This is a genomic window from Gordonia sp. N1V (assembly GCF_029269935.1).
Classification (GTDB): Bacteria; Actinomycetota; Actinomycetes; order Mycobacteriales; family Mycobacteriaceae; genus Gordonia; species Gordonia polyisoprenivorans.
Genome location: NZ_JARJDD010000023.1, coordinates 79,153 through 96,710 on the forward strand (window position 1 = coordinate 79,153; position 17,558 = coordinate 96,710).

Sequence of the window (17,558 nt, forward strand, 5' to 3'; positions counted from 1 at the left end):
CACTCGATGAGCGTCGAACAGGACAGCAGTGCGCAGGACTCCGACAGGGCGCAGGCCCGGATCACCGAGGTCGTCGAGAACTACATCGACTTCCTGACCAACGGCACCGCCGAACAGATCGCCGACCTCTACGCACCCGACGCGACCGTCGAGGACCCGATCGGCGCAGACGTTCGCAACACCCGCGAGCAACTCGTCGAGTTCTACTCGATCATCACGAACATGGACGAGCGCACCGCAACTCTGAAGTGGAAGAAAATCGCCGGCGACACCGCGGTCTTCGAGTTCACCCTCGTCACCGGAACCTCCGGCATGCGCTTCGAGATCACCCCGGTCGACATCATGGTCTTCGACGCCGACGGCAAGATCGCCTCGATGCGAGCGGTGTGGCAACCCAGCGACCTCGTCCAGCTCTGAAACGTCACAGGTGATCGGCGGTCATCGGCCCGTCGGCCGCAGCACGATCTCGGCGGGATGGGCATCGGCAGGAGTGTGGATGGCATGTACGACGGCCGCCGCGACGGTCTCCGGCTTGAGGAACTGACCCGGGTCGTACTCCTTGCCCTCGATGGCGATCAGGTCGCGCTGCATGTCGGTGTCGATCCGACCGGGGAAGACCGACGTGACCCGCAACGATGGTTCCTCGAGGCGTAGCGCGTCGGCGAGCGCGCGCAGCCCGAACTTGCTCGCCGCGTAGGCGGCCCAGCCCGGATTGGCGCGCAGGCCCGCACCCGAGTTGATGAAGACGACGTGCCCGCCCGATGCACGCAGCGCCGGGAGCAGGACGCGGGTCAGCTCCGCCGCCGCGATGAGATTGACCTCGAGAAGGTGACGCCATTCGTCGACGGGAGTCTCCCCGACCGGCAACAAACTGCTCCCGACACCCGCGCTGTGCACGAGCACATCCAGCGACGAGATGGCCTCCGCGGCCGCCTCCACCTCCTCGTGATCGGTCAAGTCGACCGCAAACGTCGATGCGCGGTGACTATTCGGCCCGCTCGCTCCGCTCCCGGCGCCGTGACTATTCGGCCCGCTCGCTCCGCTCCCGGCGCCGTCCAATTCTGTGGCCAGCGCGTCGAGCTCAGCCGACGGACGCCCGCCGAGTAGCAGATCGTGGGTCGGGGCGAGTTGACGGGCGATGGCGGCGCCGAGGCCGCGACTGGCCCCGGTGATCAATGCGGTGGACATGATCCGAGCTTAGAACCCGGCATTGCGGCGCCGGCCGATCCTCATCCGGCGCCGATGAGCACGGCGGGGCAGAATCTCCGCATGGCGCGCAACGGTTTCACCCCCACCCAGCTCGCGGCACGCGCCGCGTACCTGTTGCGCGGCAACGACCTGGGCACGATGACCAGTGCCGCCCCTCGCCTGTACCCGCACATGTGGAGTTGGGATGCGGCGTTCGTCACCGTGGGACTGGCGCCGCTGTCGGTGGAACGCGCGGTCATCGAGATGGACACGTTGCTCTCGGCGCAGTGGTCCAACGGGATGATCCCGCACATCGTGTTCGCCAATGGCCGCGACGGCTACTTCCCCGGACCCCGACGCTGGGAGTGCGCGCGCCTGGCCGAGTGCGCACCGGACTACCCCGACACCTCCGGGATCACCCAGCCGCCCGTGCACGCGATCGCCGTGCAACGCATCCTGGACCACTCGCGACGCCACGGTCGCACCACCCGCTCGATGGCCAACGAGTTCATCGACCGGCGGTGGGGCGCCCTCGTGCGCTGGCACCGCTGGCTCGCGCACGCCCGTGACCCCAACGGTCGTGGACGCATCACGATCTATCACGGGTGGGAGTCAGGGATGGACAACTCCCCGCGCTGGGACAAGCCCTACGCGGGGGTGACCCCCGGCGACGATCTCCCCCCGTACCAGCGCGCCGACCTCGACCACGTCACCGACCTGTCGATGCGACCCACCGACCACGAGTACGACCGCTATATCTGGCTGGTCGAGGAGATGAAGCGCGCCAACTACGACGACGAGTTGCTCCCCAAGGTGATGAGTTTCGCCGTGGAGGACGTTTTCGTCAGTGCCATCTTCTCGCTCGCCTGCGACGTGCTGGCGACCATCGGGGAGGACTACTCCAAACCGCGGTCCGACGTCCGGGACCTGCGGGCCTGGGCCGATCGTTACCGGACCGGTGTTGCCGCGGCGTCCAACGAACGTAATGGCGCAGCAAGGGATTTCGACCTCCGGGCCGACAGGTGGATCACCACCGAGACGATCGCGCAGTTCGCGCCGCTGCTGTGCGGCGGCCTGTCGCGCGAGCAGGAGCGTGCACTGCTCCGCCTGTTCGACGGACCGCGGTTCTGCGGACATCCGGACCTGCGTTACGCCGTGCCGCCGTCGACGTCGCCGATCTCCGCGGACTTCCGGTCGCGCGAGTACTGGCGCGGCCCGGTCTGGCCGGTGATGACGTGGTTGTTCAGTTGGGCGTTCGCGCGGCGGGGCTGGCCCGAGCGATCGGCGCGACTGCGCGAGGAAGGTCTGCGTCAGGCCACCGACGGCGCCTTCGCCGAGTACTACGAACCCTTCACCGGCGAACCGCTCGGCAGCATGCAGCAGAGTTGGACCGCCGCGTCGGTGCTGGATTGGTTGGACTGACACACACAGAGCGACACACGAAGACCGCCCACCCGGTGGGTGAGCGGTCTTGGATGAGAACGGGTCCCAGGACTCCCGGCCTCAGTACTCCTCGGCCCCGACGAGCACCGCTTCTTCGGCCACCTCGTGGGATTCGGCGCCGGTGGTGCGGACGAAGCTCACCGCGATGACGGCGACGACGCAGTACGCGGCGGCGAACCACCACGGGGCGGCCGTCGAGGAGAACCACTCGGCGAGATGTGCGACGAGAACGGCGGCCACCGCCGCACCGGCCCACCGCAGGAACGAGTAGCCGGCGCTCGAGACCGACCGCGGCGTCGAGCCGTCTCCCGACCCCATCGCGACACCGGTGAACAGCGTGTTGAGCACACCGGACGGGATGCCCGACAGGACGACGGCGAGTCCGATCAGCCACACGTGACCGGTGAAGGTGCCGACGCCTGCCAGTGCCATCACCACGGCGTACGCGGCGATCGCCGACATCACGCCACCACGCTGGCCGAGCGCCTCGGCAATGCGCGGTGCGACGAAGACACCGGCGAGTGCGGTGAGCAGACCCCAACCGAAGAAGATCAGTCCGGCCCAGATGGGCTTGAGCCCCATGGCAATCGGTGCCCAGGCGATGACGGTGAACAGAGCGCCGGTGTAGAAGGCGGAGCCGATCGAGGTGATCAGCAGGGTACGGTTGCGCAGCGCCTTGATGGGATCGAGGATCGCCACCGGTTCACGGGACGTGCGCGGCCCGTCGGCGGGGAGCATCACCGCGCACAGGATGGCGCCGATCAGCATGAGGATCGCGGTGCCACCGAACGGTGCACGCCAGGTCCACGAGCCGAGGATCGCCCCGAGCAATGGCCCGACGGCCAGGCCGACGCCCAATGCGGCCTCGTACAGCATGATCGCGCCGTGCGTCGAGCCCTTGGCCGAGCTCACGATGAAGGCGAGTGCGGTGGCGATGAACAGCGCGTTGCCCAGTCCCCAGATCACCCGGTAGGCGATCAGCTGGTCGATGCCGCCGGCGAACGCGGAGATGGCCGCGGCGAGGACGATGAGTGAAAGGCCCACGGTCAGTGTGCGTTTCGGGCCGAAGCGGTAGGCAGACCACCCGGTGATCAGCATGGCGACGCACTGCACGCCGACGTACACGCCGAAGAGCAGGGTCAGCTTGTCCGGCGGCGCGTTGAGCGCCTCGGCGATGCTGTTGAGGATCGGGTCGACCAGCCCGATCCCCATGAACGCGATGACCGCGGCGAACGCGGTCACCCAGACCGTACGGGGTTGTGCGGCGAAGGTGGCGAGCAGTGAGTGCTCGTCGGATGTGGCTGTGGCAGCCGGTGTTCGGGTGGTCATTGGTCTCCTCGTTGACGTGTCGGAACGGTGCCCTCGAGCACTTCGTGCAGCGCTCGCAGGGCCGGTGCGGCGGCGGCCAGCGCGGCGCGGTCGTCGTCGGAGATTTCGGCGATGGCGTGGGCGAGCACGTCATCGCGCTGTTCGCGAACCCGTTGGAGCACCGCCCGGCCGTGGTCGGTCAGTGAGACCAGCACGGCGCGGCGATCGGTCGGATCGGGTTCGCGCAGGACCAGCCCGTTGCGGATGAGACCGTCGACGAGGCTGGTGGCGGTGGGCATGCGGATGGATTCGCGTGCGGCGAAGTCACCCATGCGCATCGGTCCGTGGTCGAGCAGGGTCGCCAGGCCGGAGGCCTGGGCCGACGAATACTCGGGAATCGGTGTGTGGCGTCGCAACATCAGGTACAGACGGGTCAGGTCCGGGCGAATGGCTCGGGCGAGGGAAGCGGTGTCCTGATGCGCGGCGGTCACACTTCGTAAGTCTAATACTTAGAGATACGAAATAAAAGCGGTGGGTACTGTGACCTGTGTGACCCGACGCAAGAAGAAGTTCTCCGAACTGTCCCCACGGTCGCGGACCGCGATCCGCGTCGGCGCGTTCGCGCAGGTCGCGCTGCAGGCGGCGGGACTGTGGGATCTGTCCCGCCGCCCGGCAGCCGAGATCCGCGGCACCAAGCGGGCGTGGGTGGCCGCGTCCTTCGTGAATTTCTTCGGCCCCATCGCGTACTTCGTCTGGGGCCGCGACGTCAGGCGTTGACGCCGATCGCGCCTCCGTCGCGCCACACCGCCACCACCGAGGGCCGCGGTTGCGAGTTTCCACCGTCGGGCCAGTGCGACATCGGATTGTCCGCGGAGTGGTCGTCATCCTCGCCGGGGTGCTGCACGCACACCACGACGCGGTCGTCGGTGATGATCGGTCCGCACGTCTCACCGCCGGCCGGCACGGTGAGGAACTGTTTGGTCTCGCCGCGTCGAGGTCCGTCGAGCGCGACCGCGAAGAGACCGTCGTTGCTGTCGAGGGCGTTGCCGTCGGTGGAGATCCACAGGTTGCCGTGCGGATCGAAGGCCACGTTGTCCGGGCACGAGATCGGGCTCACCGCGGTCTTGTCGAAGCCCGCGTAGTAGGTGTCGGCCTCGGCCGGATCCCCGCACACCAGAAGCAGATTCCAGGTGAACTCGGTCCCCGCATGGTCGTCGTCGATCTCGATGATCTGACCGTTCTTGTTCTCGTTGCGCGGATTGGCGGTGTCGGCGGCGGCCTTGCCCTTGGTGCCGCGTTTGGTGTTGTTGGTCAGCGCGCAATACACCTTGCCGGTCTGCGGATGCGGCTCGATGTCCTCGGGACGGTCCATCTTGGTGGCACCGGCCTTGTCGGCGGCGACCCGGGTGAACACCGCCACCTGCTGCGGTGTCATGCCCTCGACATGAGAAGTGGCCGAACCATTCTCGTCGACGGTCAGCAGCTTGTGCCAGCGGCCGGTGCCGGTGAACCCACCGTCGGGTACCCGGCCGCTGCCGTCGATCTGTTCGGGATGATCACCGGTGAAGCTCGCGACGTAGAGGGTGCCCTCGTCGAGGATTCGTAGGTTCGCCGCACGCGCGGTCTTCGAGCGTCCCTCGGAGACCTTGCGGCTCGAGACGAATTTGTAGATGTACTCGAAGCGTTCGTCGTCGCCGCTGTAGGCGACGACGGTGCCGGCATTCGAACCACCCTGCACCACATGGATGGTCGCCGACTCGTGTTTGAGCCTACCCAGCGCGCTGTGCTTGATCGGCGTCGCCGCCGGGTCCTGCGGATCGACCTCGACGACATAACCGAACCTGTTGGCCTCGTTGGGTTCCTGCGCGAGATCAAAGCGTGTCTCGTAGCGACCCCACTGGTGATAGTCGGCGTCGTCGGCAAATGAGTAGCGCTCGAGGTTCTCGACGGCGGCGGGTTCGGTCACCCGACTCGCGTTGGAGAAGTAGTTGTTGAAGTTCTCCTCACCGGAGAGCATCGTGCCCCACGGCGTGATGCCACCGGAGCAGTTGCCGATCGTGCCGAGCACGGTCGTTCCGGCCGGATCCGCCGAGGTGCGAACGTATTCGCTGCCGGCCGCCGGCCCGGTCAACCGGAACGGGGTCGACGCGGTGATACGCCGATTCCGTTCCCCGACAACCGGAGTCAACGCACCCGAGCGGGGGACCGCGGCCACCTCGACGACGGTGATCCCGTGCGCGGCCATCGAGATGCGGGCCTGTTGCTCGGTCGGCTCCTTGGGCACATATCCGCGGAACATGAACTCCTCGGTCGTGTACTCCTGGTTCACCACCAGATAGAAGTGGTCGGGAGCACCGCTGCCACCATTGACGCCGTCGATCGGGATGAGCCCGGCGAAGTCGTTGTTGAAGCCGAACTGCATGGCCTGCGCCTGCGGCGTCTGGTTGTCGAAGTCGAAAGCGGGTGCACCGGGCAGCACCGGGTCACCCCACCGGATCACCACCTGCTGGCGATACCCGTCCGGGATCACCACCGCGTCGGTGGTGTTGGGGGCCACCGGTGTGAAATCCATGCCGGGCCGCGGTGTCGCCGACGCGGTGCTCGCCGCGTCGTCACCACAGGCCGCGAGTAGCGAGGTGGCCGCGACGCTGCCCGCCACCACGGCCGACCCCTTGAGGAATCCACGTCGAGACACCCCGGCGCGCACGATGTCTCGGAAGTAGGCGTTGTCGCTGGTGTTGCCGGGCTCGTGCCAGCAGGCCTCACCGCACTTGTATCGGCAGGTGATCCGGGCGCGCGCAGAGGTGCCGACGCCGGCATTGCGGGCGGCGTCATCTGCGGAGGTGAACAGCTGCAACGGAATACGCACGAGGAAGACCTCCGGAACTGGGGTGGACGACGATTGTCCGCAAAGGGCTGTTTGCGAACCTTGTCAGACCGTAGGGAGGCCGGTCGAACCGGCGGAGATCTCCGGGTGAACGCGGGACGAACAGCCGGTGCGCGCTCGCACGGCGAGGTGCGACGCACCGGACTATCGTGACGCCCATGATCGGCGAACCGGGCATCTTCACCCCCGACCAGACCACCGAACTCGCGCGGTTCTATCACGCGAACGGGTACGCGACGCTGCGCGGACTACTCGACGCCGGGGGAATCGCCGTGATCGAACGCGAGTGTGTTTCGGCTCAGGACAGGGTGATTCGTGGTGAGCTCGACGCCCGCTACGGTTCGACGGTGTTCCTCGACGACGCATCGAAGGCGCAACGATTCGCCAACTACGTCGAGTACGTCAACGAACTCGCCCCGTCGGTGCCCGCACTCCTGGCCGACGAGGCGTTGCTCGCCGCGGTCCGGGCGGCGATCGGTGAGAACGCGTGGCTGCGTTCCGACGACGGGTTCGGAGTGGTCTACCAAGATGCCCGCCCGGGCCGCGAGTCGGGGTACTCGCGCATCGGCTGGCATTCGGATTGGCAGGCCAGCCCCAGCATGGACATCTGGCCGTCGGCGGCCTTCACCATCCACATCGACGCCACCTCACCGGCCAACGGCTTCCTCCGCGTGGTGCCCGGCAGTCATCGCTGGGCCACACCCGCACCGTTTCGCAACGTCAACAACGTCGAGGTACCGGCGACCGCGGTGCCCGCCCGCGGATGGACCAACGCCGCACCGCCGTTCGCGATGCCGCTCGGATTCGAGAAGGTGCCCGGCGAGATCGGTGTCTACCTCGAGCGCGGCGACATCCTGCTGCACGACGGATACCTGTGGCATTCCGCAGCGCGCGCCACCGACGACGACACCACCCGCCGACATGTGCGCGGCGGGTTCTTCGCGGGGACCCGGCCACCGGCCGGCGCCCCGGCCGAGTTCGTCAAGAACGCCGCCCGCTGAAACCTCGTGCCGCGCAACCCCTTGTGTGAACCCGTTGTGCCGCAGCGCCACCCGACATCACCGACCGGGCACGCTCAGAACCGACCGCCGACCCCGATCCGGCCGGAACTCGACGATCCGCCGAACGACCCGGGACTACGCCCACCACTGGTGTAGCCGCCCCCGAAACCACCACCACCGAAACCGCCACCGCCGCGCATCGTTCCGCGTAGGAAGCTGTCGACCAGGATGCCACCGAGAACCGCTCCGGCCGTGGATGATCCGTGCGTTCGCGGTTGCTGACCCTGCTGCCAGCCGACCACGTCTCCCTGCGCGGCCATCAGCGCCTGATCGGCCAGCGAGCCCGCACGCCGGGCCGTATCGGCGGCTGCGAGGGGATCGGTGGCGCCGGTGTTCTGCGCGCTGGCCAGCAATCGCTCGGCCTCGGAGAGGCGGGTCCGCGCGACCGACTGCACCGCACCGCGTCGGGTACCGATGAAATCGCGTGCCGCCGACACCTTCGCCTGCGCCGATGTCAGTGCCGCACCGAGCATCTCGGACCGCCGTGTGCGCTCGGCAGCCGCCCCGCGCGCGGCGTCGAGAGCCTTTTCCAGTGCGGCGTCGGCGTCGACGAGGGAGGTGAACACGCCGAGCGGGTCGGCGTCGAATCCGGTGCGCGCGGCCTGCAGGGCCGTGGTCGCCGTCGCGGCCGCCGACGCCAGCTCCGGCCCGCCGTCGGCACCGAGCTGCGCGGCCTCGGCCAGCTCTCCCTCGACCTCGGTGATCAGCGCGGGCATACGGGAGTGCGCGGCGGCGATATTGTCCTCGGCGTTGTCGATGGCGTCGAGCAGGCGGGTCGCCTGGGCGATCGCGCCCTCCGCGGCGCGGATGTCGGCGACCGCCGGACCCTGTTCTCCGGCCGGCCGGGAGATCGCCTCGCGTCCCTGATCGGCGCTGCGCTCGGCGAATCCGATCTCCTGACGAGCCAGCTCCACGTTGTGCAGGATCGAGGCGCACTGTTGCGCACCGTGACGTGAGACGAGCGCCTCGAGCTGCCCGGCCGAGGCGTCGGCGCGGGTACGCAGATCGACCAGCCGGCGGGTGATCTCGTCGAACCGGGCGTCGGCGTTGATCAGCAGGTTGCGCATCTCGTCGAACGCCGCCACCTGTGCGTCGAGGGCGCCGTCGGCGTCGGTGCAGGCGGTGATGATCTGCAGCAGCATCGATCGTTGCTCGTCGGGGGTCTCGGGGATGTTGTCGTCGAGACGCTGGCGCACCGTGAACGACGCCGCCAGCGCCTCTCGCGCTCGCGCCACCGCGGCGGTGAACGGAGCGGTCTGCGCCTCACCGAACTCGCCGACCGCGAGCCGCAATTCCTCCTCGCTGGTGCGGATCGCATTGTCGGTGTCGGTGAGCACCTCCCGCGACCACGGGTCGAGCACATCGAGCGGTTGCGCGGCCAACTGGTCGACGGTCAGTTCCTGCTCCCGCAGCGTCTCGAGTCCGCTGTCGAGGGCGCGGCGTTTGCGCCGACGGGAGTAAACCCACGCCCCTCCGGCACCGACGACGGCGACACCGGCCACCGAGCCGGCGACGATCAGTCCGGTGTGCGACGGGGTGAGGGCATCGGAGAGGCCGTCGGCGGCTGCTACCCCGGCGCCCGGAAAGTTGCCCTTCTTGAGAGCGGGAACGATGTCGCCGGTCGCGATGTCGGACAGGTTCGACTGGGTCACGCCGTCAACGAAGCCGATGGTGCCGAACCAGTAGGCACGGTCCTCGGTGGCGACGGCGAGTAGCACCTCGTGGTCGTCGAGCCCACTGAGCTCGGCGGCCTTGCGACCCCACTCCTCGGGGTTCTGGCCGTCGAAATTCTTGACGTAGACCACCCACAGCTGAACGCTGTGATCGTTGTACAGATTGTCGGTCGCCGTCTGGATCTGGGCGCGCTGATCGACCGACAGGACACCCGCCGGATCGGAGATCGGCTCGGGTAGACGGGTCGGCGGCTCGGCGTGGGCCGCGCCCGTCCCGAGCAGAAGCGGTCCGAACAGAACGGCAGCGAGGAAAACCACCGCCGCGAGTCCGCGGGTGGCCGGCGCGACAGGCCCCGACGATCGCATCGCGTGCCGGGTCTGCCCCGGCGATCCCGAACACAGCATGTCACTCAATCTAGGGCATCGGGGCGCGGGTTCCGGCGAGGTGAGGTGCGTCGGGCAGCGACCGGCTTGCCCGAAATGCGGCCCGCAGACGGTGGCAGGTCGTCGGGATTGCCGGGGTCGGCGGTGCCGGGCTTGCGCGCGGCGCACTTCGGTGCCAACCTTGCTTCGCAAGGTGCGCTTGTTCGCTGAGGCTCCTTCGCGGAAACAGGCCAGCGACCCCGAACGTCGAGAGACGCCAAGGGTCAGGACAGATTCATTCGGATCAAGGGTGAGTCCCGATTGGCTCCCGTCGTCGTACGGGTGACGCCGCGAAGTGCCAAAGGTCTGACGAGGAGACGTAGGAGGTGGGCACATGAGTGACGGCCCGTCTATATCCGGTACCCGGCGCTGACGCGGGTACCACCCCCATTGATCAACTGACTCTTCCGGCTGCCCGCCGGTCCGTCGTCGTGCTCGCGCTGCCGCACGACGGGTCCGACGCGGCCGCTCATTGCTGTGCCATCGGGTAGCTGACGCCCGAGGAGTCCCTTGTGCCACCGGTACTGTCCGCCAACGGCACTGTCCACCAACTGCGCTGTCCGCGAAAGGCTTTCAGACATGACCACAGTTCTGCGTCGGGGCGCGCCGCCGACCGCCGGGCGGCCCGAACGGGTACGTCCACGCGCCTGGCCCGCCGACATCCTAGTGCTCGTCGGGGCGGCTGCCCTGATCTGGTGCATCATCACCCTGGCCCACGCCATGGGCGCACCCGCCGATTTGGCCGGCGCCCCATCGTCGATCGACACCGATCCCGCGAAACTTCCCTATTACGCGGCACGTTCGCTTCTCCGGATGTTCATCGGCCTGGGGTTGTCGATCGTGTTCACCCTCGTGTACGCGACGCTGGCAGCCCGGTCGCGGCGGGCACGGACGGTGCTGTTGCCGATTCTCGATATCCTGCAATCGGTTCCGATTCTCGGCTTCCTGTCGGTGACCGTGACGTTCTTCGTCGCCCTGTTCCCCGGATCGGAACTCGGCCTGGAGTGCGCGTCGATCTTCGCGATCTTCACCTCGATGGCCTGGAACATCACGTTCGCCTTCTACCAGTCGCTCGTCAGCCAGCCCCGCGATCTCACCGAGGCCGCGGTGAACCTGAGAATGACGCGCTGGCAACGGTTCTGGCGACTCGACGTGCCCAGTGGCCTGATCCCGATGGTGTGGAACGCGATGATGAGCTTCGGTGGTGCGTGGTTCTTTCTCACCGCGTCGGAGGCGGTCACCGTCGGCGGCAAGTCCTACGCACTGCCAGGGATCGGCGCCTACGTCGCCTCGGCGTCGGATGCCGGTCAGCTGTCCCGGATCTGGTGGGCGATCCTGACGATGGTGATCGTCGTCGTAGCCCTCAACGCGGTGTTCTGGAGCCCGTTGACCGCCTGGGTCGAGCGGTTCCGTATCGAGAACTCGGCATCCGGGGTGGAACCCAAATCGATGATGCTCTCGCTGCTGCGCCGCTCGAACGCCGGCCGGGCCGCGGGTATCGTGTTCGCGCCGGTGGCCGCCTTCCTCGATCGGGTCTGCGGATTCCTCGGTGGCCGTACGCAACCGGTGACGACGACCACGGCGGCCCGCCGCCGCACCGGCGATGTGGTCTTCGTCGTCGCGGTGCTCGCGGTTCTGGTCTACACGACCTGGCGGGTGGTCGAATCGATCGCGGCCTGGGCCGATCTCGCCACCGTCGGCAGTGTATTCGCAATGGGCCTGGCGACCATGGCCCGCGTGGTGGCGCTGATGATCGTCGCCAGCGCGATCTGGGTGCCGATCGGTGTGATCATCGGCCTCAACCCGAGGCTGACCCGGATGTTGCAGCCGGTGGTGCAGGTGTGTGCCAGCTTCCCGGCGAACTTCTTGTTCCCGATGGTGATGGCCGTGTTCATCGCCTGGCACATTCCGCTGAACATCGGCGGCATCGTCCTGATGGCCCTCGGTACGCAGTGGTACATCCTGTTCAACGTGATCGCCGGGGCGGGCGCGATCCCCAACGATCTGCTCGAGGCGTCCCGGGACATGCGGCTGCCCCGGGTGTTGCGTTGGCGATATGTGTTGCTGCCGGGCATCTTCGCCAGTTTCGTGACCGGCGGCATCACCGCGGCCGGCGGGGCGTGGAACGCCTCCATCGTCGCCGAATTCGTCAGTTACAACGGGACCGACCACCATGCCTACGGACTGGGCAACTACATCGCCGAACAGACCGCATCGTCGGCGCCGGGACACACCGCGCTGCTGTTGCTGGGCATCGTCGTGATGTGTCTGTTCGTCGTCGCCACCAACGCTGCCTTCTGGCGCCGGCTCTATGCCCTTGCCGAGCGCCGCTACTCACTGTGAAACAGCTTGCGAAAGAGGAAATCTCATGACTGTCACCATCACCGACGAGCAGACCCGTGGTGCCACCGTGCCCGCACCCCTGATCGAGATCAGCGGATTGACCAAGAGTTTCGACGGCCCGCGCGGTGACGTGCTGACCGTGCTCGACGGCATCGACCTCCGTATCGAACCGGGTGAGATCGTTGCCCTTCTCGGCCGTTCCGGATCGGGTAAGTCGACGCTGCTGCGCATCATCGCCGGGCTGATCCCGGCCAGCACCGGGTCGGTACTCGCCAACGGCAAGGAGCTGTCGGGGGCCAACGCGTCGACGGCCATGGTTTTCCAGTCGTTCGCGCTGATGCCCTGGCTGACGGTGCAGGCCAACGTCGAGCTCGGGCTGGCCGCACTCGGTGTGAGCCCCGACGAGAGGCGTCGGCGCGCCTTGGCCGCCATCGACACCATCGGATTGGACGGATTCGAATCCGCTTACCCGCGTGAGCTTTCCGGCGGCATGAGGCAACGCGTCGGATTCGCGCGGGCGTTGGTGCTGCAGCCCGACCTGCTGCTGATGGACGAGCCGTTCTCCGCCCTCGACGTGCTGACCGCGGAGAACCTGCGCAACGAGTTGATCGATCTGTGGACCGGATCGGACTTCCCGACCAAGAGTATCTGCATCGTGACCCACAACATCGAGGAGGCGGTGCTGCTCGCCGACCGCGTCGTCGTCCTCGGTTCCAAGCCCGGCCGCATCATCCACGAGGCACGGGTTCCGATGCCCCGGCCCCGGGATCGGGAGTCGCCGCAGTTCGTGTCGTTGGTCGACGAGCTGTACGGCGTGCTCACCGGACGGTTCGACCCGAACGGGTCGGTACCGGCGTCCGAGCCGAATGCCGTTGCTGCCGAAGCGACCCCGGTGAACCGGCCGCTGCCCGCCGCGTCGGTCGGCGGGATCGCCGGACTCATCGAGATCCTCGTCGCGCAAGGTGGCGACGCCGATCTTCCCGACCTCGCCACCACCCTCAACTTCGAGATCGACGACCTCCTCCCGCTCGTCGACGCCGCGGTGCTGCTCGGCCTGATGGAGGCCCGGGACGGTGACCTGCACATCACCGAGGTCGGTACGCGCTTCGACGGCGCCACCATCCAGGACAGCAAGGAGATCTTCGCCACCCAGGCCAGTACGCGGGCGCCGTTGGTACGCACCATCATCCGCGCCCTGCGCAGCAGTGCCGACGGCAAACTGCGGGCCGGGTTCTTCCTCGACCTGCTCAGCCGCGGCTTCGGCACCGCCGACGCCGAACGGCAGTTCGCGATCGCCGTGGACTGGGGACGCTACGGGGAGATGTTCGACTACGACTCGGACTCCGACCAGGTCTCGCTCGATCCGGCGTTCAAGGGGTGAGCCGTGGCGCCCGAAGTATGAGGCCCAGCGCTCGGCGTCACGGCGTGGCGCCGAGCGCGCGGTGCCGCGGTGGCATCGGCACGAAACCCGCAGTGCGGCGCTGGTAGTCGGCGTACTCCGGGTACTTGCCCAACGTGATCGACTCCGTGAACTTCGTCGACCCGACGAACAACAGGGTCAAGAGGACGGCGCCGAGGACGGTCGGCTGCAGCACCGAGCCGGCCGCCGACGCGCCGAACGCGAAGATCACCCACCACTGCGCCTGTTCGCAGAAGTAATTGGGGTGACGGCAGTAGCGGAACAGGCCCTCGGTGAGGAAGCGCGACGGCGGCGTGGCGCCCTGCGCCAGCGTCTCCGCCTTGCGCCGGTGGAACTCCCATTGCTGCTGATCGGCAACGGTTTCACCGGCGAGGAACGCCACGAACAGCGGGGCGAGGATCACGTCGAGCACACCGAAACCGCCGGGATGGCGCAGCGCGGTGTAACCCGGCAGGGTGATCAACACCAGCAGCAGGTTCTGGTAGATGACGATGAAGAACAGGTTGAACAGGGCGAATTGCCATCCGCTCATCTTCGATCGGAGGATCTGCCACCGGTAGTCCTCCATGCCGGTGTAACCACCGCGTCGGGCGAAGTTGAACGTGAGCCGTGCGCCCCACGCGGTGACCAGCACCGTCATCACCCACAGCCGTGGGTCGTCGAAACCGGCTGCGCCGCAGAAGATCCACATGTAGACCACCGGGGTGATCGACCAGATCCGATCCACCCACGAGGTGTCGCCGGTGATCAGCGACGCCACCCAGCATCCTGCGCAGACGACCGCCGCGACGATTCCGACGACCCACAGCACCGACATGACGTCAGCTCATCCGCGCCAGCGGCACAGTGCCTCGACGGCGGTCATGTCGTAGTCGGGGCCGGTGATGCCCACGGTCAGCAGGGTCACGCCTTCGGCGCTGATGGCGTCGGCGTCGCGGAGCAGGGCATCGACGTCGTCCTTGTACTGCACGCCCGCGGACCGCTCGATGGTCTCCGGGTCGCGGCCGGCGGCGGCGCAGTGCTCGGCGAGCACCTTGGACTTGTGGCGGTAGGTCTCGACGTCGTTGAAGCCGTGCCACGCGTCGCCGTACTGTGCGACGAGGGGCAGCGTCTTGCGCTCGCCGCTGCCGCCGATCAGCACCGGGATGTGGCGGGTGGGTGCCGGATTGAGCTTCTTCAGCCGCGAGTCGATACGCGGCAACGCCTCTGCGAGGTCGGCGAGTCGCGACCCGGCGGTCCCGAACTCGTAGCTGTACTCGTCGTAGTCCTTCTGGAACCAGCCGGCGCCGATGCCGAGGATCAGCCGGCCTCCGGAGATGTGGTCGACGGTGCGTGCCATGTCGGCGAGCAGTTCGGGGTTGCGGTAGGAGTTGCAGGTGACCAGCGCGCCGATCTCCACACGCTCGGTCTGCTCGGCCCAAGCGCCGAGCATCGTCCAGCACTCGAAGTGGGCGCCCTCGGGATCGCCGTAGAGCGGATAAAAGTGATCCCAGTTGAAGATGACGTCGACGCCGGCATCCTCGGCGCGCAGAACCGCGTCGCGGATGAGGGAATAGTCGGGAGCGTGCTGGGGCTGGATCTGGACACCGATGCGAATGGGGAATGCCATGGCTCCCAGTCTGCCCCCACGGGCCGGGTGTGCGCACCCCCCGTTTGTCCGGAGTGGACTACGTCGCCCTCGGGGCCACTTCTTGCCACTGGGGCAAGGGGCGTCGACGTTCGGGTGCGGTCGTGCCAGAGTCGAGGCATGAGCACTCCAGACGGCAATCCCCACACCGCGGACGAATGGGATGCGCGGTATCGCGATACCGACAAGTTGTGGACGAGCGACGTCAATCCCGCACTCCCGATCGAGGTTTCGGATCTGACACCCGCCACGGCGCTGGAAGTGGGATCCGGTGAGGGAGCAGACGCCCGGTGGCTCGCCGACCACGGATGGCAGGTCACCGCGCTCGACATCTCCCAGGTCGCCGTCGACCGCGCGCGGGAGATCGATACGCGTCCGGCGATCACCTGGTTGCAGGCCGATCTCGTCGCCGACGATGTCCCGGGTCGCGATTTCGCACTGGTCACCGCCCACTACTTCCCGATTCCAGCGGCCGATGTGGCGGTGGCGCGCAAGCTCATCGATGCGGTCGGACCAGGCGGAACGCTGCTGGTGGTGGCACATGCCCCCGAGGGTGTGCGAGCCCACGGTTTCGATCCGGCCGACTACGTTCAGCCCGACGACATCGCCGAGATGCTGGGCGACGGTTGGCAGGTGATCACGCACGAGACCCGTGAACGGGGGCGCCCCGCCGGCGGCGGGCGCCACATCGACGACGTGGTACTGCGGGCGCGGCGCACGTAGATCGCTAGTTCTGACTGCGAGCGTCGACGACGCGCGCGATCCGTTCGATCGCTTCGGTCAGTACCTCGGGTGAGCACGCGACGTTGATCCGTGCGAATCCTTTGCCCTGATCGCCGAAGGCGGGACCCCGGTGGAGGGCAACGCGCCCTTCATTGAGGATCGGTACGGCCGGATCGTCACCGAGGCCGGTATCGCCGAAGTCGAGCCAGGTGAGGTACGAGGCGTGCGGCCGGGTGTAGCGGACCTGCGGAAGGTGTTGTGCGACCAGCTGTTCCAACAGGTCGAGGCTGCCGCCGATGGTGTTGAGCGTCGCTGCGAGGTAGTCGTCGCCGTGGGTGTAGGCGGCCGCGGAGGCGGCACGGCCGAGAATGCTGGTCCGGAAGGCGACCTCGTGCGGTTGGCGTCGAACGACGGCGCGCATGAGGTCACTCCCGACTACGGTGAGCGCGCACTTGGTGCCGGCGATGTTGAACGCCTTGCTCGCGGAATGGGCGGCGATGCCGACCTTGCGAGCGGCACCGCTGACGGACAGGAACGGCACGAAGGGTGGAGCCTCCGGCGTGATGTCCGGCGGGTGCACCAGCGGGGCGTGGATCTCGTCGCTGATGACGACGGCACCGTGATCGTCGGCCATCTCTGCCAGGGCGATGAGATCCTCGCGCGGGTGCACGAGGCCGAGCGGATTGTGCGGATGACAGAGCAGGATAGCGCGTGTGCCCGCAGCGAATTCCGCGCCGATCGCGTCGAGATCGAGGCGGTAGCCGGTGGGACGGGCCGAGTCTGCGATCAGGGGTACCTGGTGGAGGCGGCCGCCGGCTTCCGGGATGAGTTCGAAGAACGGCGGGTACACCGGCGGCGTGATGATCACTCGGTCGCCGGGTGAGATCGCGGCCCGGAGTGCTTCGACGATCACCACGCTGACGTCGGTGGTGAGGTGAACGTCGTCGGGGTCGACGCGCCAGCCCCAGTGCCGTTCGGCGAACCCGGAGAACGCCGGTCCCACACTGCCGGTGGTGCCGGCGTAACCGAGGTCGGAGGTCTCGATCTGGGTGCGCATGGCGTTGGCCACGACCGACGCGATCGGATAGTCCATCTCCGCCACGAACAACGGCAACACGTCGTCGGGGTAGCTGCGCCACTTCTCGCTGTTGCGCCGACGCAGCTCCGCCAGCGACGGCGCCGTCGGTCTCGGCAGCTCTCGACCGGTCATGTCCTCTTGTCTAGCACCGCTGTGGGGTTTTCGATGTCGGCTGTCGGTGGTCTCGAGACCTCGTCGCTGGCGCTCCTCGACACCTCGACCAAACCTCGACCATCCGGGGGGCCTCGCCGGCTATCGCAGAAGACCGCCGGGACACTTCAATCTCGGTGGTCGAAGTGCCGAGGAGCGTTAGCGACGAGCCCTGCTTCCCGGTGGTCGAGGTGTCGAGGAGCGTTAGCGACGAGCCTCGAGACCTGTTGCACC

15 protein-coding genes and 1 riboswitch are annotated in these 17,558 nt (G+C 67.6%); of the genes, 7 read left to right on the forward strand and 8 right to left on the reverse strand.

Going from position 1 to position 17,558, the window contains the following annotated elements; genetic code table 11:
* Positions 1 to 6 precede the first annotated feature (6 nt).
* On the forward strand, positions 7 to 417 hold the full coding sequence (locus P3L18_RS23245; RefSeq protein ID WP_006368015.1) for a nuclear transport factor 2 family protein: 411 nt from the start codon (positions 7 to 9) through the stop codon (positions 415 to 417).
* A gap of 21 nt (positions 418 to 438) precedes the next feature.
* On the opposite strand, the gene P3L18_RS23250 is transcribed toward P3L18_RS23245, so the two are convergent.
* On the reverse strand, positions 439 to 1,188 hold the full coding sequence (locus P3L18_RS23250; protein WP_276115364.1) for an SDR family oxidoreductase: 750 nt from the start codon (positions 1,186 to 1,188) through the stop codon (positions 439 to 441).
* An 81-nt stretch (positions 1,189 to 1,269) separates the two neighbouring features.
* Here P3L18_RS23250 and P3L18_RS23255 point away from each other — a divergent pair, with 81 nt between their 5' ends.
* A complete protein-coding gene (locus tag P3L18_RS23255; protein WP_006368013.1) occupies positions 1,270 to 2,610 on the forward strand; it encodes a hypothetical protein in 1,341 nt (446 codons plus the stop codon).
* An 81-nt stretch (positions 2,611 to 2,691) separates the two neighbouring features.
* Here the strand turns inward: P3L18_RS23255 and P3L18_RS23260 are convergent, their stop codons facing one another.
* Together P3L18_RS23260 and P3L18_RS23265 are read right to left on the reverse strand one after the other, a co-directional pair.
* Complete coding sequence (locus tag P3L18_RS23260) at positions 2,692 to 3,960, reverse strand: MFS transporter (RefSeq protein WP_006368012.1); 1,269 nt, start codon at positions 3,958 to 3,960, stop codon at positions 2,692 to 2,694.
* Positions 3,957 to 4,430 (reverse strand): MarR family transcriptional regulator, encoded by a 474-nt coding sequence (locus tag P3L18_RS23265; RefSeq protein WP_276115365.1) that lies wholly within the window; start codon positions 4,428 to 4,430, stop codon positions 3,957 to 3,959. The genes P3L18_RS23260 and P3L18_RS23265 overlap by 4 nt, the downstream gene beginning before the upstream one ends.
* 58 nt (positions 4,431 to 4,488) lie before the next feature.
* Between P3L18_RS23265 and P3L18_RS23270 the strand changes: the two genes are divergently transcribed.
* Entirely contained in the window at positions 4,489 to 4,716 is a 228-nt protein-coding gene (locus P3L18_RS23270) for a PLD nuclease N-terminal domain-containing protein (RefSeq protein WP_276115366.1), read from the forward strand.
* On the opposite strand, the gene P3L18_RS23275 is transcribed toward P3L18_RS23270, so the two are convergent.
* Positions 4,706 to 6,808 carry a PhoX family phosphatase gene (locus P3L18_RS23275; protein ID WP_276115367.1) on the reverse strand — a complete coding sequence of 701 codons (2,103 nt, stop codon included), beginning with the start codon at positions 6,806 to 6,808 and terminating at the stop codon, positions 4,706 to 4,708. The two genes, P3L18_RS23270 and P3L18_RS23275, sit on opposite strands and share 11 nt — an antisense overlap.
* Before the next feature lie 176 nt (positions 6,809 to 6,984).
* On the opposite strand from P3L18_RS23275, the gene P3L18_RS23280 reads away from it, so the two are divergent.
* On the forward strand, positions 6,985 to 7,827 hold the full coding sequence (locus P3L18_RS23280) for a phytanoyl-CoA dioxygenase family protein (RefSeq protein WP_276115368.1): 843 nt from the start codon (positions 6,985 to 6,987) through the stop codon (positions 7,825 to 7,827).
* A 74-nt stretch (positions 7,828 to 7,901) separates the two neighbouring features.
* On the opposite strand, the gene P3L18_RS23285 is transcribed toward P3L18_RS23280, so the two are convergent.
* Positions 7,902 to 9,965 carry a TPM domain-containing protein gene (locus tag P3L18_RS23285; RefSeq protein ID WP_276115369.1) on the reverse strand — a complete coding sequence of 688 codons (2,064 nt, stop codon included), beginning with the start codon at positions 9,963 to 9,965 and terminating at the stop codon, positions 7,902 to 7,904.
* 170 nt (positions 9,966 to 10,135) lie between these two features.
* A riboswitch (M-box (ykoK) riboswitch) is annotated at positions 10,136 to 10,308 on the forward strand.
* 254 nt (positions 10,309 to 10,562) lie between these two features.
* Between P3L18_RS23285 and P3L18_RS23290 the strand changes: the two genes are divergently transcribed.
* On the forward strand, positions 10,563 to 12,326 hold the full coding sequence (locus P3L18_RS23290) for an ABC transporter permease subunit (RefSeq protein ID WP_006368006.1): 1,764 nt from the start codon (positions 10,563 to 10,565) through the stop codon (positions 12,324 to 12,326).
* Between the two features lie 25 nt (positions 12,327 to 12,351).
* A complete protein-coding gene (locus P3L18_RS23295) occupies positions 12,352 to 13,707 on the forward strand; it encodes a nitrate/sulfonate/bicarbonate ABC transporter ATP-binding protein (RefSeq protein ID WP_276115370.1) in 1,356 nt (451 codons plus the stop codon).
* 37 nt (positions 13,708 to 13,744) lie between these two features.
* On the opposite strand, the gene P3L18_RS23300 is transcribed toward P3L18_RS23295, so the two are convergent.
* Together P3L18_RS23300 and P3L18_RS23305 are read right to left on the reverse strand one after the other, a co-directional pair.
* On the reverse strand, positions 13,745 to 14,563 hold the full coding sequence (locus tag P3L18_RS23300) for a DUF1295 domain-containing protein (protein WP_276115371.1): 819 nt from the start codon (positions 14,561 to 14,563) through the stop codon (positions 13,745 to 13,747).
* A 9-nt stretch (positions 14,564 to 14,572) separates the two neighbouring features.
* Positions 14,573 to 15,355 carry an LLM class F420-dependent oxidoreductase gene (locus P3L18_RS23305; RefSeq protein ID WP_276115372.1) on the reverse strand — a complete coding sequence of 261 codons (783 nt, stop codon included), beginning with the start codon at positions 15,353 to 15,355 and terminating at the stop codon, positions 14,573 to 14,575.
* Positions 15,356 to 15,493: 138 nt separating this feature from the next.
* Here P3L18_RS23305 and P3L18_RS23310 point away from each other — a divergent pair, with 138 nt between their 5' ends.
* Positions 15,494 to 16,096 carry a class I SAM-dependent methyltransferase gene (locus P3L18_RS23310; protein ID WP_276115373.1) on the forward strand — a complete coding sequence of 201 codons (603 nt, stop codon included), beginning with the start codon at positions 15,494 to 15,496 and terminating at the stop codon, positions 16,094 to 16,096.
* A 4-nt stretch (positions 16,097 to 16,100) separates the two neighbouring features.
* Here the strand turns inward: P3L18_RS23310 and P3L18_RS23315 are convergent, their stop codons facing one another.
* Positions 16,101 to 17,306 carry an aminotransferase class I/II-fold pyridoxal phosphate-dependent enzyme gene (locus P3L18_RS23315; protein WP_276115374.1) on the reverse strand — a complete coding sequence of 402 codons (1,206 nt, stop codon included), beginning with the start codon at positions 17,304 to 17,306 and terminating at the stop codon, positions 16,101 to 16,103.
* Positions 17,307 to 17,558: the final 252 nt, after the last annotated feature.

Excerpts from the sequence above, each read along its gene's own strand:
- P3L18_RS23245 (WP_006368015.1), top strand. The coding sequence starts at position 7 with ATGAGCGTCGAACAGGACAGCAGTGCGCAGGACTCCGACAGGGCGCAG.
- P3L18_RS23250 (WP_276115364.1), bottom strand. The coding sequence starts at position 1,188 with ATGTCCACCGCATTGATCACCGGGGCCAGTCGCGGCCTCGGCGCCGCC.
- P3L18_RS23255 (WP_006368013.1), top strand. The coding sequence starts at position 1,270 with ATGGCGCGCAACGGTTTCACCCCCACCCAGCTCGCGGCACGCGCCGCG.
- P3L18_RS23260 (WP_006368012.1), bottom strand. The coding sequence starts at position 3,960 with ATGACCACCCGAACACCGGCTGCCACAGCCACATCCGACGAGCACTCA.
- P3L18_RS23280 (WP_276115368.1), top strand. The coding sequence starts at position 6,985 with ATGATCGGCGAACCGGGCATCTTCACCCCCGACCAGACCACCGAACTC.
- P3L18_RS23285 (WP_276115369.1), bottom strand. The coding sequence starts at position 9,965 with ATGCTGTGTTCGGGATCGCCGGGGCAGACCCGGCACGCGATGCGATCG.
- P3L18_RS23290 (WP_006368006.1), top strand. The coding sequence starts at position 10,563 with ATGACCACAGTTCTGCGTCGGGGCGCGCCGCCGACCGCCGGGCGGCCC.
- P3L18_RS23295 (WP_276115370.1), top strand. The coding sequence starts at position 12,352 with ATGACTGTCACCATCACCGACGAGCAGACCCGTGGTGCCACCGTGCCC.
- P3L18_RS23300 (WP_276115371.1), bottom strand. The coding sequence starts at position 14,563 with ATGTCGGTGCTGTGGGTCGTCGGAATCGTCGCGGCGGTCGTCTGCGCA.
- P3L18_RS23305 (WP_276115372.1), bottom strand. The coding sequence starts at position 15,355 with ATGGCATTCCCCATTCGCATCGGTGTCCAGATCCAGCCCCAGCACGCT.
- P3L18_RS23310 (WP_276115373.1), top strand. The coding sequence starts at position 15,494 with ATGAGCACTCCAGACGGCAATCCCCACACCGCGGACGAATGGGATGCG.
- P3L18_RS23315 (WP_276115374.1), bottom strand. The coding sequence starts at position 17,306 with ATGACCGGTCGAGAGCTGCCGAGACCGACGGCGCCGTCGCTGGCGGAG.